The sequence below is a fragment of the Iamia sp. SCSIO 61187 genome (assembly GCF_019443745.1).
GTDB lineage: Bacteria > Actinomycetota > Acidimicrobiia > Acidimicrobiales > Iamiaceae > Iamia.
Map to the genome: position 1 here is coordinate 1,231,742 of NZ_CP050948.1, position 20,898 is coordinate 1,252,639.

The following is a 20,898-nucleotide window of genomic DNA, read 5'->3' on the forward strand; positions in this document are numbered from 1 at the left end:
GAACAGGTGTTCGTTAGAGTGGTCGTCCCCTATGGGCTTCAACAACACCCCGATGCCCTGGTCCGAGCTCGAGCGCACGCTCTCGGGCCGAGCGCGCCCCGGCGAGCACCGGGGCGTGCCCATCGACGGGGGCGACAGCCCGGCCTGGTCGACCCACCGGGGCGCCTACGAACCGCCCCCCGACCTGGCCGAGGCACGGGCCCGCCGGGAGAAGCGGCGCCGGGCCGACCCGCCCGCGGGCCGCCCCGCGGCCTACGCCGAGCTCCACTGCCGCTCGAACTTCAGCTTCCTCGAGGGGGCGTCGCACCCCGAGGAGCTGGTGGAGGAGGCCGCCCGCCTGGAGCTCGACGCCCTGGCCATCACCGACCGCGACGGCTTCTACGGGGTGGTCCGCCAGTCCGAGGCGGCGGTGGCCGTCGGCGTCCCCGCCGTGTACGGCGTCGACCTGGGCCTGGTCGACCACCCGGTCGCCGCCGGCCCCGAGGGCGAGACCGCCCCGGGCCGGCTGGTCGTCCTCGCCCGGGGCCGCACCGGCTACGCCGGCCTGGCCTCGGTCGTGAGCCAGGGCCAGATGGCGGGGGAGAAGGGTGCCCCCCGGCTGTCCCTGGCCGACCTGGCCGCCGTCGGCGGGCGGGGTGGCTCCGCGGCGGGGGGGTGGATGGTCCTCACCGGCGGCGCCGACGGCCTGGTGCCGGCCACGCTCATGGCCGACGGTCCCGCCGCCGCCCGCCGCCACCTCCAGCAGCTGGCCGCGACCTTCGGTCCCGAGAACGTGCGGGTCGAGATCTGGGACCACGGCGACCCCCTCGACGCTGCCCGCAACGAGGCCCTGGTCGAGATGGCGCTGCGCACCGACGTCGAGGTCGTCGCCACCAACGACGTCCGCTACGCCACCCCCGCCCGCCACCGCCTGGCCACCGCCGTGGCCGCCGTCCGCCAGTGCCGCAGCCTCGAGGCCCACGACCCGTGGCTCCTCGGCGGGGCGACCGCCCACCTCCGCTCCGGGGGCGAACAGGCCCGCCGCTTCGCCCGCTTCCCCGGCGTGGTCGAGGCCGCCGCCGAGCTCGGGCGCGACCTCGCCTTCGACCTCCGCCTCGTCGCCCCCACGCTGCCGCCGTTCACCGACGTCGACGGTCGCCCCGTCGACGAGATCGCCTTCCTCCGCCGGATCGTGGCCGCCGGCGCCGCCGAGCGCTACGGCGCCCGCCCCGCCCCTGGCACCAGTGCCACCACCGGGGCCCGCGCCTGGGCCCAGATCGACCACGAGCTCGACCTGATCGAGGTCCTCGGCTTCGCCGGCTACTTCCTCGTGGTCTGGGACATCGTGCGCTTCTGCCGGGAGCGGGGGATCTACTGCCAGGGCCGGGGCTCGGCTGCCAACTCCGCCGTCTGCTTCGCCCTCGGCATCACCGCCGTCGACGCCGTCAAGCACGGCCTGCTGTTCGAGCGGTTCCTGTCCCCCGAGCGCGACGGCCCGCCCGACATCGACATCGACATCGAGTCGACCCAGCGGGAGGACGTGATCCAGTACGTCTACGACCGCCACGGGCGCGAGCGGGCGGCCCAGGTCGCCAACGTCATCTGCTACCGGGGCCGTTCGGCGGTCCGGGACATGGCCCGCGCCCTCGGCTACGCCCCGGGCCAGCAGGACGCCTGGGCCAAGCAGGTCGACCGCTGGGGCGGGCTCCAGGCCACCGGCGAGGTCCGCGGCCCGGGGGGCGTGGCCGGCGGCGTGGACGTCCCGCCCGCGGTCCTGGACCTGGCCCGGGAGGTCGTCGACGCCCCCCGCCACCTCGGCATCCACTCCGGGGGGATGGTCATCTGCGACCGGCCCGTGGTCGAGGTCTGCCCCGTCGAGTGGGGCCGCATGGCCGACCGGAGCGTCCTGCAGTGGGACAAGGACGACTGCGCCGCCATCGGCCTGGTGAAGTTCGACCTCCTCGGGCTGGGGATGCTCTCGGCCCTCCACCTGACCGTCGAGGCCGCGCGCGACTGGACCGGCCACCAGCTCGACATCGCCGCCCTGCCCCCCGACGACCCCGAGGTCTACGCCATGCTCTGCCGGGCCGACTCCATCGGCGTGTTCCAGGTCGAGTCCCGGGCCCAGATGGCCACCCTGCCGCGCCTGCGCCCCCGCAAGTTCTACGACCTGGTGGTCGAGGTCGCCCTCATCCGCCCGGGACCGATCCAGGGCGGCTCGGTCCACCCCTACATCCGGCGCCGCAACGGCGACGAGGAGGTCACCTACCCCCACCCGCTCTGCGAGCCGGCCCTGCGCAAGACCCTCGGCGTGCCGCTGTTCCAGGAGCAGCTCATGCAGATGTCCATCGACGTGGCCGGCTTCACCGCCGCCGAGTCCGACCTGCTCCGCCAGGCCATGGGCTCCAAGCGCAGCCAGCGGCGCATGGAGGTCCTCCACGAGCGGTTCTGCACCGGTGCCGCCCGCCGGGGCGTCCCCCTCGCCACCGCCGAGGAGCTGTGGGAGAAGCTGGCCGCCTTCGCCAACTACGGCTTCCCCGAGAGCCACTCGGTGAGCTTCGCCCACCTCGTCTACGCCTCGTCGTGGATGAAGCGGTACCAACCCGCCGCCTTCTGCGTCGGGCTCCTCAACGCCCAGCCCATGGGCTTCTACTCCCCCCACTCGCTGGTGCGCGACGCCCGCCGGCACGGCGTCCCGGTGCGGGGGCCCGACGTCAACGCCTCGGGGGTCGACGCCGCCCTCGAGGTCGACTGCGTCGACGTGGCCGGGCCCCGGTCCTTCGTCGGGGCCCCACCCGAGCTGTGGGGCGTCGGCGGGCCCGCCGTCCGGCTGGGGATCGGCTCGGTGCGGGGCATCGGCGACGACCTGGCCCGGGTGATCGCCGACGGCCGTCCCTACGCCGACGCCGAGGACCTGGCCCGGCGGACCGGGGCGTCCCTCGCCACCCTGGAGGCGCTGGCCACCGCCGGCGCCCTCGACTGCTTCGGACCCGACCGGCGCCAGGCCCTGTGGACCGTCGGCGCCGTGGCCCAGTCCCACCCCGACCGCCTGGCCGGCGTCGTCACCGGCGCCGACGCCCCGACCCTCCCCGGCATGACCCCGGCCGAGGAGGCGTCGGCCGACCTGTGGTCGACCAGCATCAGCGCCGACGGCCACCCCACCCGGTTCGTCCGGGCCGAGCTCGACGCCCTCGGCGTCGTCACCGCCACCGGCCTGGCCCACGTCCCCGGCCCGACCGGCCCGCAGGCCGGGGCGGCCCACCCCGCCGGCCCGGCCGACCACGGCTCCCGTGACCACCCCGCCCACAGCGGCCCCGGCGGCCCGGCCGGGCGCGGGTCCCGCGGCCGCCCGACCCGCCCGGTGAGCGCCGATCCCCGGTCCCCCGACCGCGACGCCGGGCAGCGCCGCGTCGAGCCCGCCTTCTACGCCGCCGGGCCGGGCCCGGTGGCGGCGGTGGCGTCCGGGGGCTGGATCCGTCCCGCCGTCGTGACCTCGGCCTCGTGGGGGTGGCCGTCCCCGCCCGATCGGGGGGCGCCGGACCGACCCGACGGGCTGACCGGCGTCGATGCCCCCCGGGTCCTGGTCGCCGGCGTGGTGACCCACCGCCAGCGCCCGGCCACCGCCGGCGGCACCATCTTCGTCAACCTCGAGGACGAGACCGGCCTGGTGAACGTGGTCGTGTCCAAGGGGTGCTGGTCCCGGCACCGGCGGGTCGCCTCCTCGGCCCCCGCCCTCCTGGTCCGGGGTCGGCTGGAGCGGGCCGAGGGGGTCGTCAACGTGATCGCCGAGCGCCTGTGGGCCCTCGACCTCCAGGCCCCGGCCCGCAGCCGCGACTTCCGTTGACCCCCTGTGGGAAGGTGGGCCGGTGACACGCACCCGGTTCGTCGCCCTCCTCCTCGCCGCCCTGCTGCTCGCCGGTCTGGCCGCGTGCGGCGATGACGACGCGGGGGACGACGAGACGACCACGACGCAGGCCGACGGCGAGGACACCGACGCCGACGGGTCGACCACCACCGACGCCGACGACGAGGACGGCTCGACGACCGAGGCCCCGACGGACGACGACGAGACGACGACGACCGAGGCCGGCGCCACCACGACCAGCCCCAACCTGCCCCCCAACGACAGCCCGCTCCAGGACCTCCTGCTCGACCCGGGCGCCGTGGGCGAGGGCTACGCCCCCGACGACACCTTGGGGGACGGCAGCTTCGACACCGACCTCTGCGAGGAGGTCACGCTCGAGCAGACCTGGGACGACCAGGCCGCCCAGGCGCTGCTGCGGGGGACCGGGGACGACGCCGTCATCTTCCAGCAGTCCGTCCTCCGCTTCGCCGACGCCGGGGCGGCCGAGGCGTTCGCGGCCGAGGTGGTCGACGCCCTCACCGCCTGCCAGCCCGACACCGAGGTGGAGCCGGTCGACGGCACCGACGGCCAGGCCACCCTGGCCCGGGCCGGGGCGGGTGAGGCGGGGACGGCCACCGGCGCCGTCGTCCAGGTCGGCGATCTCGTGACGTGGATGTTCGGCCTGACGGGGCCCGGTGTGGAGCCCCCTGTCGACGAGGCCCTGATCACCGCCGCCTCCGCCCTCCTCGCCGGCTGAGGCCGTCCCGACCGGCGCCGCTCAGCGCCGCGCGACCCGGGCGACCGCCCGGACCAGCAACCAGAGCGCCCCGGCGGCCACCCCCGTCACCACCCCGCCGACCAGCGCCGCGCCCACCCCCACCTCGGGGCAGCGTGCCGGCTCGGCCTCCCACTCGGCGAGCGGGACGTCCCGACCCGCCACCCGGAGCCGGCCCTCCTCCAGCTCCGACGGCGTGAACCGGGGGCCGCCCCAGCGGGCCCCGTCGGGCCCCTCGACCAGCAGCCGGAGCCGCCGGTCGGGGAGACCCCCCGGCCCGCGCCGGTCGGTGACCTCGTAGCCGGCGACGGCGTCGGCCACCCGCAGCTCGCGCCGGGCCTCGTCGCCCGCGACCGCCACCGCCGACCACACCGCCTCCTCGGGCGCGGCCGGGTCCACCACGTCGGCCCGCTCGATGCCGCCGTCCCCGCACGCCTTGGCCCGGATCTCGACGGTGTCGCCCACCCGCACCACGCCGACCGACGCGTCGGGGCCGCCGCCGCAGCCGCCCGCCACCACGGCCATGACGCCGGCCACCGCGGCGGCGCCCACCCGGCCCCCGGGGCCGCTCCGGCGGCGCCGGCGGTGGGGAGCCACGCCGGACCGTTCACTAGGTTCGCGGCCGTGGAACCGCCGGCCGACCCTCGTCACCCCGGAGTGTGTAGCAGTGCCCGCTGACAAGGACGCGGCCAAGCGGCGCCGGCAGGCCCGCAACCGCCAGGAGCGGCAGAACCGCCAGGCGCGCACCGAGGGGGCCAAGCGGGCGAGCACCCGCCCGTCGCGCACCGCCACCGAGACCCCGACCAAGAGCTCGGGGAAGACCAGCCTGGCCAAGACCCCCGCCCGGTCCCAGCCGGCCTCCGGCGGCCTCCTCGGCAAGCTGTTCCCGCCCCGCCCCGAGGCGAGCAGCGGCACCGCCACCGGCGGTCGCCCGGCCCGCACCGCCCGCCCGCCGTCCCAGGTGGTCGAGGTCGACACCGACGCCGGCCCCCGGGGCACGCTGGCCCGCTACACCGCCCAGCCCGGCGGCCGCGCCGCCGTGCTCGCCCTGATCGTGGGGGCCGTGTGCGCGGTGACCCTCCTGGCCTTCCCGGTGTGGCCCTCGACCGACCTGACCGCCTACGGCGAGACCGTCGTGCGGGCCCAGGTGGAGGCCGGCGACGACGCCGGCGACGACGACGTCCTCGACGACGCCGTGCGCGACTTCCAGACCCGGCCGGTGGAGAACGTCCCCGGTCTCGCCTACCCGACGCCGCAGCTGTACCTGGCCCTGGCCATGTCGCTGCTGCCCCTGGTCATCACCGTCTTCGCCGTGCGCGGCCTGGTCCGCCCGACCCGGAGCCGGACCCTCATGTTCAGCACCGTCGCGGGCGTCCTCTTCGTGGCCACCAACCCGGTCATCGGGCTGTTCTTCTTCGTCGGCGTGGTCGCCCTCGGCGTCGCCGCCTACCAGTCCTCGAAGGCCGACAAGGCCGCCCAGGCGGCATCGTCCTAGGTCAGCCGCCGCGCGGACGTTCGGGGTTGACGGGCCGACCGCAGAGGCGCATGGTGACCGCAGTCACTGGGTCGGTGATGGTGCAGTCGCCGGCTTGACATTGACAAGCAGAAGGGTTGACGACACCGCCCGTTCCGTTCGAGGGACCCCACGGATGCGTTCGTAGCGTGGTCGCCGACGAGGAGGAGACGACCTGCCGGGACCGCCGGCCCCTCCCCGCCGACCGCCCACCTCGAGACCACCGGGCCCTTTCACACCGACGGCGGTCACGGTGCTCGATGCCCTTCGACGACAGATCCCCGGGGTCGCTCCCCGGGGGTCCGTCGCGTCCCGGGGGCCGTCCGGATCAGCGGGTCGGAACCGGGGCGCGACCCTCTAGGTTGGCCGACGATGTCGAGCCCCCGCCGTTGCCTGCTGAGCGTCCACGCCCACCCCGACGACGAGTCGTCCAAGGGGGCCGGGACCGTCCACCGCTACCACGAGGCCGGCGTCCGGACCGTGCTGGTGTGCTGCACCGGCGGTGAGGCCGGGGACATCCTCAACCCCGCCCTCGACACCCCCGAGGTCCGGGACCGGATCGACGAGGTCCGCATGGAGGAGCTCGCCGCCGCCACCGCCATCATCGGCTACGACGAGGTCGTGATGCTCGGCTACCGGGACTCGGGCATGCCCGACAGCCCCGACAACGCCGACCCCCGCTGCTTCGCCCGGGCCCCGCTCGACGAGGCCGTCGGGCGCCTGGTGGCGATCATCCGCCGCGAGCGACCCCAGGTCGTGCTCACCTACGGCGACGACCAGTCCGGCTACCCGCACCCGGACCACCTGAAGGTCCACGACGTGACCATGGCGGCGCTCCCCGCCGCCGCCGACCCCGACGCCTACCCCGAGGCGGGCGCGCCCTGGCAGGTGGCCAAGGTCTACTGGTCGGTCTGGTCGCGGCGGCGGCTGGAGGCGACCCACGAGGCCTTCCTCGCCCACGGCCTCGAGTCCCCGTACTCCGAGGAGTGGTTCGCCCGCGAGTCGCAGGACCATCGCATCACCACGAGCATCGACGTCGACGGCCTCTACGCGGTGAAGTCGGCCGCCCTGCGGGCCCACGCCACCCAGATCGACCCCACGTCGCCGTTCTGGTTCGGCCTCCCCGAGGAGGTGGCCGAGACGATCCACCCCTACGAGGACTACATCCGCGCCGTGTCCACCGTCGACGCCCCCCTCCCCGAGACCGACCTCTTCGCCGGTCTGGACTAGCCCGAGCGGCCGGCGCGCTGGAGCTCGCGCAGGGGGCGGTAGCCGATGACGTGGGCGCCCGCCTCGCGCAGCATGTCGGCCAGCTGCCCCTCACCGGACACCAGGTCGAGGTCGTCGACCCGCCCCTCCCAGTCGGGGGCGTGGGCCCGCAGCTCGGAGGTGTCGAGCGCCGGGTGGACGTACATCTCGGTGACGCCGGGCCGCAGGTCGGCCACCGCCGCCAGGACCTGGGGTCGGCTGCCCACCCCGAGGACCCGGACGAGGTGGTCGGGGGCGACCACGCCCTCCTCGTCGGCCCGGTCGCGGAACGGGAAGCCCACCGCCTGCTGGGTCGACGCCCCCGAGAGCCGCAGGGGGAGGGCGTACTCGAGGGCCAGGTCGAGGTAGACGTCGAAGAACTCGGGCTTGAGCTGGAGCGTGCCCATGTGGCTGTCGAGGTGGGTGACGTCGAAGCCCCAGAGGATCGCCCGCTCGACCTGGGCGCTGAGCTCCCGCCACACCTCGTCGAGGTCGGCGTGGTCCCAGACGTCGGTGACGGTCCGGGGGAAGCCCCCGTCGCCGTCGAGGAGCGACGGGGCCCGGGTGATGGGGCCCCAGCGGTACAGGTCCCACTCCGAGTTGAGGGTCAGGTGGACGCCGACGTCCTCGCCCCGGTACTCGGCGGCGGCGTGGCGGGCCCAGGGGGCCGGCACCATCAGCGTGGCGCTGCTGGCCACGCCGTCGCGCAGCGAGCGGTAGACCGCCTCGTTGGCGGAGTGGCACGAGCCGAGGTCGTCGCAGTTCACGATGACCACCCGGTCGTCGGCGCGGTACCCGAGGCGCTCGGCGAGGTTCGTCACAGGCCATGACGCTACCGGCCACCGCCGTCGGACCGACGCGGCGCGGGTGCGGCCTCGGCCGGGCAGGCGCCCCACAGGCCACGGCCCGCGGCCCGAGCCTCGGCGGCGGCCGCGGCGAGCTCGGCCCGGTGCGCCTCGTTGGGCGCGATGGACAGCGGGCGGGCGAACCCGTCGGCCAGCAGGGACCGGTTGACGAAGAGGTCGTCGCGGACCCGGACCAGGTAGACGAGCAGCCGGCCGTAGCGGTCGCGCGCCTCGGCGTCGCGGGCGAGCCGCACCTCGGTGCCGGTGGGGAGGAGCTCCTTGGTTCGGGCCGAGGCCTCGGGTCCGAAGCAGTCGACGGGGGCACCGGGCTCGACCGTCTCGGGCGTGTCGATGCCGAGGAGGCGGACGGTCTCGACGGCCCGACCGAGGCGGACGTCGAGGGTGTCTCCGTCGACGACCCGCACCACGGTGGCGGTGCCGGCCTCGGCCGGCCCACCCCGGCCGACGACGGCGCAGCCCGACCCGAGCAGGGCCGCCACCAGCAGGGCCGCCACGAGCAGGTCCGGGACGAGCAGGTCCGGGACGAGCAGGGGGAGCAGACGGGCACGACGCACGGGGGCACACCTCCGGCGAGGGGTCGGTGCGGCGACCGATCGGCCGCGATCCGAGCGTCAGCCCGTCTGCCCCCACGCTACGCGAGGGGTGCGACAGCGGGGCGTGGACGTCGCCCGCGCCGGTCGGTCCCCCGGTGGCCGACGCCCCGTGCGGTCGTGGGCGGGGTCAGTCCAGGCGCTCGATGAGGGTGCCGGTCCCGAGGCCGCCACCGCAGCACATCGACACCAGGCCGTAGCGGCCGCCGGTGCGCTCGAGCTCGTGGAGGGCCTTGGTGACGAGCACCGAGCCGGTGGCGCCGAGCGGGTGGCCGAGGGCGATGGCCCCGCCGTTGGGGTTGACCCGGTCGGGGTCGACGCCCAGCTCCTTCTGCCACGCCAGCACGACCGAGGCGAAGGCCTCGTTGACCTCGAACACGTCGATCTGGTCGACGCCGATGCCGGTCCGCTCGACCAGGCGCTGGGTGGCGTCGATGGGGCCGGTGAGCATCAGGACGGGGTCGACGCCGACGAGGCAGGTGTCGACCACCCGTGCCCGGGGGGTGAGCCCGAGGGCCTCGGCCCGCTCGGCGGTCATCAGCAGCAGGGCGGCGGCGCCGTCGGAGATCTGCGAGCTGGACCCGGCGGTGTGCACGCCGTCCTCGCGCGCCACCGGCTTGAGGGTGGCCAGCTTCTCGAGGGTGGTCTCGCGCAGGCCCTCGTCGCGGGCGACGTGGTGGGTGGTGTCGAGGGGCTTGCCCTCCTCGTCGACGTCGGGGGCGTCGACCTCGACGATCTGGGTGCCGAAGCGGCCCTCCTCCCACGCCTGGGCGGCCAGCTGCTGGGACCGGAAGCCGAAGGCGTCGGTGTCGTCGCGGGTGATGCCCCACTTGTCGGCGATGCGCTCGGCCCCCTCGAACTGCGAGGTGAACTCGTACTGGTCGAAGTAGGGCTTGGGGATGGGGACGCCGAGGCCCAGCTTCTTGGACGAGTTCGACCCGATCGGGATGCGGCTCATCAGCTCGACCCCGCAGGCCACGGCGACGTCGGTGACGCCCGACCCGACCAGGCTGGTGGCCAGGTTGGTGGCCTGCTGCGACGACCCGCACTGGGTGTCGACGGTGGTGGCCGCCGTCTCGAGCGGCAGGCCGGCGGCGAGCCACGCCGTGCGGGTGGTGTTGAACGACTGCTCGCCGACCTGGCTGACGCACCCGCCGACGACCTGCTCGATCGCCGCCGGGTCCACGCCGGAGCGCTCGACCAGGGCGGTCAGGGCCGACCCGAGGAGGTCGGCCGGGTGGACGGTGGAGAGGGCACCGTTGCGCCGTCCCACGGGGGTGCGCACGGCCTCGACGATCACGACTTCGGACATGGGTCCGAACCGTAATCAGTGCGGGGTCAGGGCGCCGCCTGCGGTGAGGTGGAAGGCCAGGCCGGTCAGGTCGGGCTCGGGGCGGCCGGTGACCGACGCCGGGTCGGCCGGGGTGCCGACGAGGACCCAGCCGAGGAGCTCGTCGTCGGGGCCCATGCCCAGCAGGTCCCGGAGGAGGGGGCCGGTGCGGAAGGGCACGCTCTTCCACATCGCCCCCAGGCCGAGGGCGTGGGCGGCCAGGACGATGGCGTAGCCGGTGCACGCCGCCGAGGCCACCTGCTCCCACCGCTCGACCTTGGCCGGGCGGGGGGCGGCGACCACCGCCACCAGGGTGGGGGCGACGAAGGCCTTGCTCCGGAGCTTCTCCCGGACCCCCGCCGGCAGGTCGGGGTCGCGGGCGACCCCGCCGTCCTCGAGGGCGTCGGCGAAGCGGGCCCGGGCCTCGCCGCTGACCACGACGAAGCGCCAGGGGCGGATCCGCCCGTGGTCGGGGGCGGTGGTGGCCGCCCGGAGGATGGTGTCGAGCTGCGCCGGGGTCGGGCCCGGCTCGACCAGGGCGGCGGTGCTCCGCCGGTCGAGGAGGGCGGAGAGCACGTCGGCGCGGCCGTCGGTGGGGTCGGTCATCGACGCGCCTGCCTAGCAGCGGACGGGTCCGGCCCCAACCCGGGGTCAGGCCGCGGTGCGGTGGTCGTGGTGGTGGTGGTCCCGGTCGGCTCGGGCCCGGGCCTCGGCCAGGGCGGCACGAGCCTTGGCCAGCCCACGACGACCGACCTCGCGGGTCTCGTCGTCGATGCGCCAGTCGGGGTCGACCGGGGGGAGGAGGTCGAGCTGCGTTGCCATGGTCCCAAGTATGCGGAGGGGGTGTGACAGTGAAGCATCGCCCCTGGTCAGGGGCCTGGGACGGTGCTCCCGGTCCAACCCCTCCCCGGGCCCGGTTGTTCCTACACGGGTGCGTCCTACACCGGTGCGCCCGGGGCCACCAGGGGCCAGGGGCTGGTGCGCTCGACGACGAGGGCGAGGTCGAGGAGGAGGGCGTCGGCGTGGTGGCGCCCCATGACCTGCATCCCGACCGGGAGGCCGTCGAGCGGCTCGACCGGGATCGAGATGGCCGGGTTGCCGCTGATGTTGGCGGGGATGGTGAGGGCGCCGTTGTTGCCGACCTCCACCCGCTCGCCCGCGACCCGGTTGTTCGACGAGACGTGGGCCGGGAAGGCGATGTCGGGGTTGGTGGCCGAGATGACCAGGTCGACCTGGTCGAAGACGTCGGCCATGGCCTCGTTGCCCATGGTGCGGGACGCCTCGCCGCGGGCCGAGGTCTCGAGGTCGACCATGCCCTCGGCCACCTCCAGCCCGAAGGCGATCTCCTTGGTGAGGAGGTCCTTGCAGCCCGGCCAGAGGTCGCCCAGCTCCATCTTCAGCCCCACCAGGTTGCCGAGGGCCCAGGCCAGGTCGAGCGTGGGCAGCCGCACGTCGACGTCGACGATGGTCAGCCCGGCGTCGCGGGCGAGGGCCTCGCCGGCGGCGACGACCCGCTCCTGGACGCCCGGGGCGACGACCGCGGCCCCGAGGGTCGGGGCGATGGCGACCCGCAGGCCCCTCAGGTCGTGGGTGCCGAGGTCGCGCTCCCAGCCCTCGATGCGCGGGAGCGAGTAGGGGTCCCGGGAGTCGTAGCCCGAGGTGACGTCGTACCAGCGGGCGACGTCGCGGACCGAGCGGGCCAGGCAGCCGATCACCACCGTCATGGGGTGCACCAGCATATGCGGGCCGCGGGGGATGCGCCCGGCGGTGCCCTTCATGCCCACCAGCCCGTTGAACCCGGCCGGGATGCGGATCGACCCGCCGCCGTCGCCGCCGCTGGCGATGGGCACCAGCCCGCCGGCCACGGCCGCGGCCGAGCCCCCCGACGACCCGCCGGCGGTCGCCCCGTGCTGCCACGGGTTGTGGGTGATCCCGTTCTCCTTGGTGACGGAGATGTTCATGCCGCCGAACTCGCTGGCCGTCGTCTGCCCGACGAAGGTGGCGCCGCCGGCGGCCCGGAGGCGGCTCAGCATCGTGCCGGTGTGCGGGGCGATGCGGTCGGCGAAGACGAGCGAGGCCTCGGTGTCGGGCCAGCCCTCGACCTTGTCGAGCTCCTTGATCCCGACGGGGACCCCGCCGAACGGCCGGGTGACGTCGGCCGCCCGGGCCGCCTCCCGCGCCCCGTCGGGGTCGAGGGAGGACCAGGCGTTGAGGCCCGACGCCTCGATGGCGGCCAGGCTCGCCTCCAGCTCCTCGACGGGCGAGCGCTCGCCCGCCCGGAACGCATCGACGAGGGAGCACGCGTCGCCGGACCAGGGTGCATCAGCCATGGCCGCGGACCTTACGCCCGGCCGACGGGCGACGTTCGTTCGTCAGAGCCGGCGACCTGGGCCCGGGTCACCGACGTGGCGATCGGTCGGATCAGGTCGGTGACCACCTGCTGGTGGGCCGGGTGGGCGATGTAGGCGTCCAGGTCCGAGGGCGAGGCGAAGGTCGCCTGGATGGCGATGGTGGCGTTCCCCTCGGCCAGGCCGAGGTCCCGTCCGACGTCGTAGGTTGCGATGGCCTCGATCTGCTCCGGCAGGGCCCGCAGGCCGGCGAGGACGGCCTCGACCTGCTCGTCGGTGGCGTCGTCGGAGGTGGAGATGAGGACGATGTGGGTCAGCACCGGGCCGACGGTACCGACCGCCGCCCCTACTGGAGCCCTCGGCTCGTGCCGCCGTCGACCGGCAGGGCCGCCCCGGTGACGAACCGGGCGGCCGACGAGCAGAGGAAGGCGACGACCTGGCCGAAGTCGTCGGGCCGGCCGACGCTGCGCACGGGGATGTTCTCGGCCACGGCGGCGACCGAGTCCTCGTCGTCGCCGTAGAGCTGGCGGAACCGGGCCGTGGCGTGGATGCCGGGCTGGACGGAGTTCACGGTGACACCGCGGGCCGCCACCTCCAGCGACAGCGTCTTGAGGAAGGCGGTCACCCCGGCCCGCGCCGTGTTCGACAGGATCAGCGTCGGGATGGGCTGGCGGACCGACGCCGAGGTGATGGCGACCACCCGACCCCACCCCCGCTCGGCCATGGGCGGCACCGCGACCTGGCACATGGCCACCGTCGACAGCAGGTTGAGCTGCAGGGCGGGGATGTAGGCCTCGAGGGGCGTGGTGGCGAAGGTGCCCGAGGGGGGCCCGCCGGCGTTGGGCACGAGGATGTCGACCCGGCCCAGCGCCGCGATGGCGTCCTCGACGAAGGCGCCGGCGCCGTCGGGTGTGCCCACGTCGGCCACGATCGGGACGGCCGCGGGACCGATGCTCGTCGCCGCCTCCTCGATGCGGGCCCGGTCGCGCCCGCACACGGCGACGGTGACGCCCTCGGCCGCCAGGGCCCGGGCCGACGCCAGCCCCAGCCCGGCCGACGCCCCTGCCACCGCCGCCGTCCGTCCGCTGAGACCCAGGTCCATGGGCCGGACAGTACCCCTGGCCTGGGAGCGCCGCCGCGGGTCGCCCTAGCGTCGGCCGCCATGGACCCGGTCTCGTTCCTCGGCCTCGAGGCCACCCACAACCCGCACCGCTGGTACCTGCCGGTCATCCCCCAGCTCTGCACCGGGCACCAGTTCCTCTTCGGCGGGTGCGGGCTGGGCGCGGTCATCGAGGCGATGGAGCGCACGACGGGCCGGCCCGTGGTGTGGGCCACGGCCCAGTACCTCTCCTACGCCCGACCGCCGAGCGTGATGGACATCGACGTGACCATCCCCGTCGCCGGCCGCTCGATCAGCCAGGCCCGGGCCGTGGGCCACGTCGGCGACACCGAGATCCTCACCGTCAACGCCGCCCTGGGCGACCGGTCGATCGAGGCCCGGGGGCAGATGATCGAGATGCCGGTGGTGCCGGCCCCGGAGGAGTGCGCCGAGCGACCGCACCGCTTCTCCGGCGAGGAGGACACGATCATGCGCCGCCTCGAGATGCGCCTGGCCGTCGGCCGCCAGTTCGCCGAGTTCGACGGCACGCCGCTCCCCGGCGGTCGCTCCGCCCTGTGGGCCCGGGTGAGAGACCTGCCCGAGACCACGGCGGCGAAGCTGGCCGTGCTCGGCGACTACGTCCCGTTCGGCACCAGCCAGGCCCTGGGCCGCCAGGTCGGGGGCAACAGCCTCGACAACACCCTGCGGGTCGTGCGTCTCGTCCCGACCGAGTGGGTGCTGATCGACATCGAGGTCCACGCCATCGAGCGCGGCTTCGCCCACGGCCTCGTCCACCTCTGGGCCCAGGACGGCACCCTGCTCGCCACCGCCAGCCAGTCCACCATCGCCCGCGAGTGGACCTGACCCGGCCCGCGACCCGGGGCACGGCCGGCGCCGGCTGAGGGTCGGACCGCACTCCGACCTCGACGGCGCGGCAGTACGGTCGGGCGATGCAGCGCTACGGCATGACCATCCCGTTCGACGGCCTCCCCCTCCACGCCCAGCGGGAGGCGATCGTCGAGCTGGCCGACCGGGGCTACACCGACGTGTGGTCGAGCGAGGCCGACGGGGCCGACGCCTTCACCCCGCTGGCCCTGGCCTCGGTGTGGGCGCCCACGCTCCGTCTGGGGAACGCCATCGTCCCCGCCTACACCCGCGGCCCCGCGACCCTCGCCCAGTGCGTCGCCTCCTTGGCCGACGCCGCCCCGGGCCGGGTCGCCATCGGGATCGGGTCCTCGTCGAACGTCATCGTCGAGCGCTGGAACGACATCCCCTTCGAGGAGCCCTACAAGCGGGTCCGCGACGTCGTCCGGTTCCTCCGCACCGCCCTCACCGGCGAGAAGGTCAAGCAGGCCTACGACACCTTCGAGGTGAAGGGGTTCAAGCTCGGGCGGGTGCCCGAGGAGCAGCCCAAGATCATGATCGCCGCCCTGCGCGAGGGGATGCTCCGCCTCGCCGGCCGCGAGGGCGACGGCGCCATCATCAACTGGCTGAGCGCCGACGACGTGCGCCAGGTCGCCCCCATCGTCCACGCCGAGGGCGAGGGCAAGGAGGTCGTGGCCCGCATCTTCGTGGCCCCGACCACCGACGCCGACACCGTCCGGGCCATGGGCCGCTACGCCATCGCCGCCTACCTCAACGTGCCCGTGTACGCCGCCTTCCACGAATGGGTCGGGCGGGGCGAGGTGCTGGCGCCGATGTGGGACGCCTGGAAGGCGGGCGACCGCAAGGCCGCGCTGGAGGCGATCCCCGACGAGGTGGTCGACCAGCTCATCGTCCACGGCTCGCCCGAGGAGTGCCGCGAGCACATCGGCCGCTACGTCGAGAACGGCGTGACCTGTCCGGCGCTGGCCGTGCTGCCCTTCGGCCTCGACCCGGTCCAGGCCGCCCGCGACCTCGCCCCCGACCAGTAGCCGCAGCTCAGGTCGCGCCGGCCTGGGCCGCGTCGAGGAGCTCGCGGAGCTCGACCCGCTCGCCCTCGTCGAGCGCCTCGTAGGCGGGGGCGAGGGCGCGATCGGTGGCCGTCTCGGCCTCGTTCCACGCCGTGTGGCTGTGGGCGGCCTCGGCGTCGGGGTCGGGGCCGTCCCAGCCGAAGATCGGCAGCATCCCCGGCGTGCGGATGGTCAGGGCGGCGTGGGGGCTGAGGCCGTGGGTGATGACGGCGGCGCCGTGGAGGCCGCCGCGCAGCTCCCGCAGGACCATCAACCGGTGGAGGGCGAGGGCCTTGGGCCGATCGGCCTCCGGCTCGGGCTGGACCCGCCACGCACCGAAGCAGGGGGCGCCGGCGGTGCTCGCCGCCGCGTTCATCCGCCCGAGGAGCTCGGCCAGGCGCCCGTGGTCGACGTCATCGCCCAGGTGGGCCTCGGCCCAGCGGTGGCAGGCCGCGGCCCAGCGGTCGGCCGCGGCCTGGCGGGGCATGACGTCGGCGGCGCGGGTCCAGGAGTCGTGCACGGTGCCGGGCTCGAAGAACACGAAGGCGGCGACGACCACGGCGCTGGGCACGTCCCCCAGGGCGCCGCCCCGGCCGGCCACGTAGAAGTCCATCCCCTCGAAGCCGTCCTCGGCGGCGGCGCCGTAGGTCGCCATGTCGAGCATGAACCGGCTGGGCAGGTCGCCCACCACGTTGGCGGTCGCGGTCGCGGTGGCGTCGGGGGTCATGGTCACTCCTGCGGGGGCGGGTTCGTGGTGGGACGAGGTCGGGGCGCGACCCTAGGGTCTCGCCGATGCCCGGCCGCCCCCTCCCACCGCCTCCGCCGGCCGCCGTGCTGTTCGACCTCGACGGCACCTTGTGCGACTCCGAGGCCGGCATCGTCGAGCACCTCGGCATGGCCCTGGCGACCGTCGGCCTGCCCGTGCCCGACCGGGAGGTGCTGCGGTCGTGCGTGGGACCGCCGTGGACCGACGGGTTCCCGCCCGCCGTCGGCGTCCCGGCCGAGCGGACGTGGGAGGTGATCCACGCCTACCGGGCGACCTACGACGACGCCGCCGCCTCGCTGGCGGTGCCCTTCGTCGGCATCACCGACGTGCTCGACCGCATCGAGGCCGCCGGCATCCCCATGGCCGTGGCGACCTCGAAGCCGGACCACCTCGCCCACAAGATCGTCACCGAGGGGATCCTGGGCCGCTGGATGTCGGTCGTCATCGGGGCCGACCCCGACGGCGGCCGGCACTCCAAGGCGGACGTGGTCGGCGCCGTGCTGGCCCGGCTCGAGGCGGGCGTCCCCCGGGCCGGGGTGGTGATGGTGGGCGACCGGCTCCACGACGTGCACGGCGCCGCCGCCCACGGGGTGCCGACCATCGGGGTCCGGTGGGGGTCGGCCCCGCCCGGCGAGCTGGAGGAGGCGGGGGCGGCGGTCGTCGTCGCCACCCCCCAGGAGCTCGGCGACCTCCTCCTCGGCGCCGCCTGACCGGTCGGAGTGGGTCAGACCCACTCCGACCGCGGCGACTCAGCCTCCGACTGCGTGGGCGCCGCCGTCGACGTGGACGATCTCGCCGGTGGTGGCCGGCAGCCAGTCGGACAGGAGGGCGACGACGGTGCGGGCGACGGGCTCGGGGTCGCCGATGTCCCAGCCGAGCGGGGCCTTCTCGACCCACGGGCCCGACAGCTTCTCGAACCCGGGGATGCTGCGGGCGGCGACGGTCTTGAGCGGCCCGGCGGCGACCAGGTTGACCCGGATTCCGTCGGGACCGAGGTCGCGGGCGAGGTAGCGGGAGGCCGACTCCAGCCCGGCCTTGGCCACGCCCATCCAGTCGTAGGCCGGCCACGCCACCGAGGCGTCGAAGTCGAGGCCGACGACGCTCGACCCTCGCTGCAGCAGCGGCCGCACGGCCCGGGCCAGCGAGGCGAAGGAGTAGGTCGACACGTGGAGGGCGGTGGCGACGTCGTCCCAGCCGGCGCCGAGGAGGCCGTCGTCGTGGCCGAGGCAGGCCTCGGGGGCGAACCCGACGGCGTGGACGAGCCCGTCGAGGCGGTCCCACCGGTCGCCCAGGGTGGTGGCCAGGCGGTCGAGGTGGTCGGCGTCGGTGACGTCGAGCTCCAGCACGTCGACCGGGGTGGGCAGGCGCCGGGCCGCCCGCTCGGTGACGCTGAGGGCTCGACCGAACGACGTCAGGACGACGTCCGCGCCCTGCTCCTGGGCCAGCCGGGCCACGCCGAAGGCGATCGACGACGGGGTGAGGACGCCGGTGACGAGCACGGTCCGGTCAGCGAGGAGCACGGGTGGGCCTTTCGAGGGTCAGCACGGGGAGACGGAGTGGCGGCGCTCCACCAGGCGGGGGCGCTTGGGGGCGAGGCGGGCGAAGGCGGCGACGAGGTGGGCCCGGGTGTGCTCGGGGGCGATGACCTGGTCGACGTAGCCCCGCTCGGCGGCGACGGCCGGGGTGCAGAACCGGGCCTCGTAGTCGGCGATCAGCTCGGCCCGGGTGGCCTCGGGGTCGTCGGAGGCGGCGATCTCGCGCCGGTTCAAGATGGCGACGGCGCCGGGTGCGCCCATCACCGCGATCTCGGCCGTGGGCCAGGCGAGGACCAGGTCGCTCCCGATGTCGCGGGAGTCCATGACGATGTAGGCGCCGCCGTAGGACTTCCGCAGCACCACGCACACCCGGGGCACGGTGGCGGCGCAGTAGGCGTGCACCAGCTCGGCGCCGTGGCGGATCATCCCCCGCCACTCGAGGTCCTTGCCCGGCTCGAAGCCCGGGGTGTCGACCAGGGTGAGCAGCGGGATGCCGGCGGCGTCGGCGGCCTGCACGTGGCGGGCCGCCTTCGACCCGGCGGCGATGTCGAGCGTGCCCGCCCGGACCTGGGGCTGGTTGGCGACGACGGCCACCGGCCGCCCGCCCAGGCGGGCGAAGGCGGTGACGACGTTGGGGGCGTGGCCGGCCCGGACCTCGAGGACGCTGCCCTCGTCGGCGATGTCGTCGAGGACGTCGCGGACGTCGTAGGACGCCCGGGCGCTCGTCGGGACCACCCGGGCGGCCCGGTGGCACGGGCGGTCGGGCGGGTCGGTGGAGGGGGTCGGCGGCAGCGGCGTGTCCCACGACGACGGGTGGTAGGCGAGCAGGTCGGCCAGGGCGGCGATGGCGTCGTCGCGGTCGTCGGCGACGAGCGACGCCAGCCCGGTGTCGCGGTGGTGCGCAGCGGCCCCGCCGAGGTCGTCGGGGGTGACCTCGACGGCGGTGACGGCCCGCACCGCCGCGGGACCGTTGACGTAGACGCTGGCCTCGCGGGTGAGCACGACGTGGTCGGCCAGGCCGAGGATGGTCGAGAGGCCGCCATGGCAGCCGCCGGTGACGGCGAGGAGGAGGGGCACCGCCCCGGAGGCCCGCACCGCAGCCCGGGCCACCCGCCCCCACACGGCGAGCCCGGCCAGGTCGGCGGGGTCGAGGGCGAGCGAGTGGACCACGCCCAGCACGGGCACGCCGAGGTCGGCCCCGAGGAGCAGGGCCCGCTCGACCACCTCGGCCTCGGCCACGGCGTCGCGGGTCGACCAGCGGCCACCGCCGACCTCGAAGTAGGAGACGGTCCGCCCGTCGACCTCGATGAGGCCGGCGCCGGCGATGCCGGGGCGGTCGGCGCCGATGGCGGTCGGGGGCCCGAGGCTCGGGCCGTCCAGCCCTGGCTCCGGGAGCGAGCGGGTGGGGTCGGGGGTCCGCCGGGCGGGGCGGCGGGAGGCGGTCCCGTGGCCCGCCGGCGGGGCCGCGGTGGCCTCGACGGCCGTGGCCACGCCGGGCTCGGCCTCGGCCGCCTCGAGCAGCGCGTCGGCGCCGTCGGGGGCGGCGACCGGGGCCGTCACGTCAGGCCGGGGCGAGGACGACGGCGGCGTTGTGCCCGCCGAAGGCGAACGACGTGGACACGACCGGGCCCCGCTCGATCGAGCGCGGCGCCCCGACGACCACGTCGGCGTCGATCTCGGGGTCGACCTCGGAGGTGCCGGCGACCGGGGGGACGACGCCGTCGATGGCGCTCGCCAGGGCGACGACCGCCTCGACGGCGCCGGCGGCCCCGATCAGGTGGCCCATGACCCCCTTGGTCGACGTGACCGGCACTGCGCCGGGGCCGAACACGGTGCTCATGGCGCGGGCCTCGGCGGCGTCGTTGAGCGGGGTGGAGGTGCCGTGGGCGTTGATGTGGCGCACGTCGGCGGGGGCGAGGTCGGCCGAGGCGAGGGCCAGCCGCAGGCACGCTGCGGCGCCCGCCCCGTCCTCGGAGGGGGCGGTGATGTGGCTGGCGTCGCAGGTGGTGCCGTAGCCGAGCAGCTCGCCGTGGATGCGGGCGCCCCGGCCGACGGCGTGCTCCCACGTCTCGAGCACCAGGAACCCGGCGCCCTCGCCCATGACGAACCCGTCGCGCTCGACGTCGAAGGGCCGGCTGGCGGTGCCGGGGTCGTCGGAGCGGCGGCTGAGCGCGCCCATGTTGGCGAAGGCGGACATCGCCGTCGGGGTGATGGCGCACTCGGTGGCGCCGGCGACGGCCACGTCGGCGGTGCCGTCGCGCAGGAGGCGGGAGGCCTCGCCGATGGCGTTGGCGCCGGTGGCGCAGGCGGTGGCGACGCACAACGACGGGCCCGTGAACCCGTGGGCGATGCTGACCAGGGCGGCGGGCCCGTTGGCCATCATCATCGGCACGGTCATCGGGCTGACCCGGCGGGGCCCCTTCTCCCGGCCCCGCTCGGCGTGCAGGCGCACCTGCTCCTCGAGCGTGGTGAGCCCGCCGACGCCGGAGCCGGCCACCACGGCCACCCGGCTGCGGTCGGCGTCGTCGGCGCCCAGGCCGGCGTCGGCGAGGGCGTCGGCGGCGGCGATGAGGGCGAGGTGCCCGCTGCGGTCGATGCGGCGGGCCTCGCGGGCGCCGATGCGCCCCTCGACGTCGAGCTCGGCGACCTCGCAGGCGAAGCCCACCGGCAGGTTGGTCGCGTCGAACAAGGTGATGGGGGCGGCCGTCGCCTTGGCCGCGACGACGCCGGCCATCGTCGCGGCCAGGTCGGTGCCGGCGGGCGAGACGACGCCCATGCCGGTGACGGCGACCCGGCGACGGGCGGTCACGAGGCCGAGCTCTCGCTCACCGCGGCCATGACGACGTCGGCGGCGTCGCCGACGGTCTTCACGCCCTCGAGGGACTCCTCGGGGACCTCGACCTCGAAGCGGTCCTCGAGGGCCATGACCAGCTCGGTGAGGTCGAGGCTGTCGGCCTCGAGGTCCTCGGCCCAGGTGGACGTCTCGGTGACGGTGGCCGGGTCCAGCTTCAGCAGCTCGACGGCGGTGTCGATGACGGCGGTGAGGACGGTTGCACGATCCACGGGGATCTCCT

General features: G+C 75.6%; 20 protein-coding genes and 1 pseudogene. 7 read left to right on the top strand and 14 right to left on the bottom strand.

The genetic code is table 11. The annotated features are described in order from the left end of the window. Positions 1–112: 112 nt before the first annotated feature. Both HC251_RS06025 and HC251_RS06030 read left to right on the top strand, forming a co-directional pair. Positions 113–3,823, top strand: a pseudogene (locus tag HC251_RS06025) (error-prone DNA polymerase); the annotation flags it as partial. A gap of 22 nt (positions 3,824–3,845) precedes the next feature. Further along, positions 3,846–4,580: a hypothetical protein gene (locus tag HC251_RS06030; protein WP_219944404.1), complete on the top strand. Its 735-nt coding sequence runs from the start codon at positions 3,846–3,848 to the stop codon at positions 4,578–4,580. A gap of 21 nt (positions 4,581–4,601) precedes the next feature. On the opposite strand, the gene HC251_RS06035 is transcribed toward HC251_RS06030, so the two are convergent. After that, entirely contained in the window at positions 4,602–5,195 is a 594-nt protein-coding gene (locus HC251_RS06035; protein WP_219944405.1) for a hypothetical protein, read from the bottom strand. Positions 5,196–5,265: 70 nt separating this feature from the next. Here HC251_RS06035 and HC251_RS06040 point away from each other — a divergent pair, with 70 nt between their 5' ends. Continuing rightward, positions 5,266–6,093 carry a hypothetical protein gene (locus tag HC251_RS06040; RefSeq protein WP_219944406.1) on the top strand — a complete coding sequence of 276 codons (828 nt, stop codon included), beginning with the start codon at positions 5,266–5,268 and terminating at the stop codon, positions 6,091–6,093. Between the two features lie 390 nt (positions 6,094–6,483). Next, positions 6,484–7,341: a mycothiol conjugate amidase Mca gene (gene mca / locus HC251_RS06045; protein WP_219944407.1), complete on the top strand. Its 858-nt coding sequence runs from the start codon at positions 6,484–6,486 to the stop codon at positions 7,339–7,341. Here the strand turns inward: mca and HC251_RS06050 are convergent. The 8 genes from HC251_RS06050 to HC251_RS06085 all read right to left on the bottom strand — a co-directional run bounded on the left by HC251_RS06050 (position 7,338) and on the right by HC251_RS06085 (position 13,595). Beyond that, on the bottom strand, positions 7,338–8,180 hold the full coding sequence (locus HC251_RS06050; RefSeq protein ID WP_219944408.1) for a polysaccharide deacetylase family protein: 843 nt from the start codon (positions 8,178–8,180) through the stop codon (positions 7,338–7,340). The two genes, mca and HC251_RS06050, sit on opposite strands and share 4 nt — an antisense overlap. Before the next feature lie 11 nt (positions 8,181–8,191). Then, a complete protein-coding gene (locus tag HC251_RS06055; RefSeq protein WP_219944409.1) occupies positions 8,192–8,779 on the bottom strand; it encodes a thermonuclease family protein in 588 nt (195 codons plus the stop codon). Positions 8,780–8,945: 166 nt separating this feature from the next. Then, on the bottom strand, positions 8,946–10,127 hold the full coding sequence (locus HC251_RS06060) for a steroid 3-ketoacyl-CoA thiolase (RefSeq protein WP_219944410.1): 1,182 nt from the start codon (positions 10,125–10,127) through the stop codon (positions 8,946–8,948). A 15-nt stretch (positions 10,128–10,142) separates the two neighbouring features. Then, complete coding sequence (locus tag HC251_RS06065) at positions 10,143–10,751, bottom strand: nitroreductase (protein WP_219944411.1); 609 nt, start codon at positions 10,749–10,751, stop codon at positions 10,143–10,145. Positions 10,752–10,796: 45 nt separating this feature from the next. Further along, on the bottom strand, positions 10,797–10,967 hold the full coding sequence (locus HC251_RS06070) for a hypothetical protein (RefSeq protein WP_219944412.1): 171 nt from the start codon (positions 10,965–10,967) through the stop codon (positions 10,797–10,799). A gap of 116 nt (positions 10,968–11,083) precedes the next feature. Continuing rightward, positions 11,084–12,475: an amidase gene (locus HC251_RS06075; protein WP_219944413.1), complete on the bottom strand. Its 1,392-nt coding sequence runs from the start codon at positions 12,473–12,475 to the stop codon at positions 11,084–11,086. 11 nt (positions 12,476–12,486) lie between these two features. Next, complete coding sequence (locus HC251_RS06080) at positions 12,487–12,813, bottom strand: Dabb family protein (RefSeq protein WP_219944414.1); 327 nt, start codon at positions 12,811–12,813, stop codon at positions 12,487–12,489. Positions 12,814–12,839: 26 nt separating this feature from the next. Further along, the gene (locus tag HC251_RS06085; RefSeq protein ID WP_219944415.1) at positions 12,840–13,595 is read right to left on the bottom strand and encodes an SDR family oxidoreductase; all 756 of its coding nucleotides are present in this window, start codon (positions 13,593–13,595) and stop codon (positions 12,840–12,842) included. Between the two features lie 60 nt (positions 13,596–13,655). On the opposite strand from HC251_RS06085, the gene HC251_RS06090 reads away from it, so the two are divergent. Next, positions 13,656–14,456 carry an acyl-CoA thioesterase II gene (locus HC251_RS06090; protein WP_219944416.1) on the top strand — a complete coding sequence of 267 codons (801 nt, stop codon included), beginning with the start codon at positions 13,656–13,658 and terminating at the stop codon, positions 14,454–14,456. Positions 14,457–14,542: 86 nt separating this feature from the next. Next, positions 14,543–15,505, top strand: a complete 963-nt coding sequence (locus HC251_RS06095) for an LLM class F420-dependent oxidoreductase (RefSeq protein ID WP_219944417.1) — start codon at positions 14,543–14,545, stop codon at positions 15,503–15,505. A 7-nt stretch (positions 15,506–15,512) separates the two neighbouring features. Here HC251_RS06095 and HC251_RS06100 read toward each other — a convergent pair whose 3' ends face one another. Continuing rightward, complete coding sequence (locus tag HC251_RS06100) at positions 15,513–16,250, bottom strand: hypothetical protein (protein ID WP_219944418.1); 738 nt, start codon at positions 16,248–16,250, stop codon at positions 15,513–15,515. Positions 16,251–16,315: 65 nt separating this feature from the next. Between HC251_RS06100 and HC251_RS06105 the strand changes: the two genes are divergently transcribed. Then, the gene (locus HC251_RS06105; RefSeq protein WP_219944419.1) at positions 16,316–16,999 is read left to right on the top strand and encodes an HAD hydrolase-like protein; all 684 of its coding nucleotides are present in this window, start codon (positions 16,316–16,318) and stop codon (positions 16,997–16,999) included. Positions 17,000–17,038: 39 nt separating this feature from the next. Here the strand turns inward: HC251_RS06105 and fabI are convergent, their stop codons facing one another. Genes fabI through HC251_RS06125 form a run of 4 tightly spaced genes read right to left on the bottom strand, consistent with a single transcriptional unit; the run spans position 17,039 to position 20,887 of the window. Then, positions 17,039–17,809, bottom strand: a complete 771-nt coding sequence (gene fabI / locus HC251_RS06110; RefSeq protein WP_219944420.1) for an enoyl-ACP reductase FabI — start codon at positions 17,807–17,809, stop codon at positions 17,039–17,041. 18 nt (positions 17,810–17,827) lie between these two features. Beyond that, positions 17,828–19,384 carry an acyl-CoA carboxylase subunit beta gene (locus tag HC251_RS06115; RefSeq protein WP_219944421.1) on the bottom strand — a complete coding sequence of 519 codons (1,557 nt, stop codon included), beginning with the start codon at positions 19,382–19,384 and terminating at the stop codon, positions 17,828–17,830. A gap of 1 nt (position 19,385) precedes the next feature. Next, on the bottom strand, positions 19,386–20,633 hold the full coding sequence (locus HC251_RS06120; RefSeq protein WP_255566616.1) for a beta-ketoacyl synthase: 1,248 nt from the start codon (positions 20,631–20,633) through the stop codon (positions 19,386–19,388). Continuing rightward, positions 20,630–20,887, bottom strand: coding sequence for an acyl carrier protein (locus tag HC251_RS06125; protein WP_219944422.1), 258 nt, complete (start codon positions 20,885–20,887; stop codon positions 20,630–20,632). The genes HC251_RS06120 and HC251_RS06125 overlap by 4 nt, the downstream gene beginning before the upstream one ends. Positions 20,888–20,898: the final 11 nt, after the last annotated feature.

Excerpts from the sequence above, each read along its gene's own strand:
- mca (WP_219944407.1), top strand. The coding sequence starts at position 6,484 with ATGTCGAGCCCCCGCCGTTGCCTGCTGAGCGTCCACGCCCACCCCGAC.
- HC251_RS06060 (WP_219944410.1), bottom strand. The coding sequence starts at position 10,127 with ATGTCCGAAGTCGTGATCGTCGAGGCCGTGCGCACCCCCGTGGGACGG.
- HC251_RS06065 (WP_219944411.1), bottom strand. The coding sequence starts at position 10,751 with ATGACCGACCCCACCGACGGCCGCGCCGACGTGCTCTCCGCCCTCCTC.
- HC251_RS06070 (WP_219944412.1), bottom strand. The coding sequence starts at position 10,967 with ATGGCAACGCAGCTCGACCTCCTCCCCCCGGTCGACCCCGACTGGCGC.
- HC251_RS06075 (WP_219944413.1), bottom strand. The coding sequence starts at position 12,475 with ATGGCTGATGCACCCTGGTCCGGCGACGCGTGCTCCCTCGTCGATGCG.
- HC251_RS06085 (WP_219944415.1), bottom strand. The coding sequence starts at position 13,595 with ATGGACCTGGGTCTCAGCGGACGGACGGCGGCGGTGGCAGGGGCGTCG.
- HC251_RS06090 (WP_219944416.1), top strand. The coding sequence starts at position 13,656 with ATGGACCCGGTCTCGTTCCTCGGCCTCGAGGCCACCCACAACCCGCAC.
- HC251_RS06095 (WP_219944417.1), top strand. The coding sequence starts at position 14,543 with ATGCAGCGCTACGGCATGACCATCCCGTTCGACGGCCTCCCCCTCCAC.
- HC251_RS06100 (WP_219944418.1), bottom strand. The coding sequence starts at position 16,250 with ATGACCCCCGACGCCACCGCGACCGCGACCGCCAACGTGGTGGGCGAC.
- HC251_RS06105 (WP_219944419.1), top strand. The coding sequence starts at position 16,316 with ATGCCCGGCCGCCCCCTCCCACCGCCTCCGCCGGCCGCCGTGCTGTTC.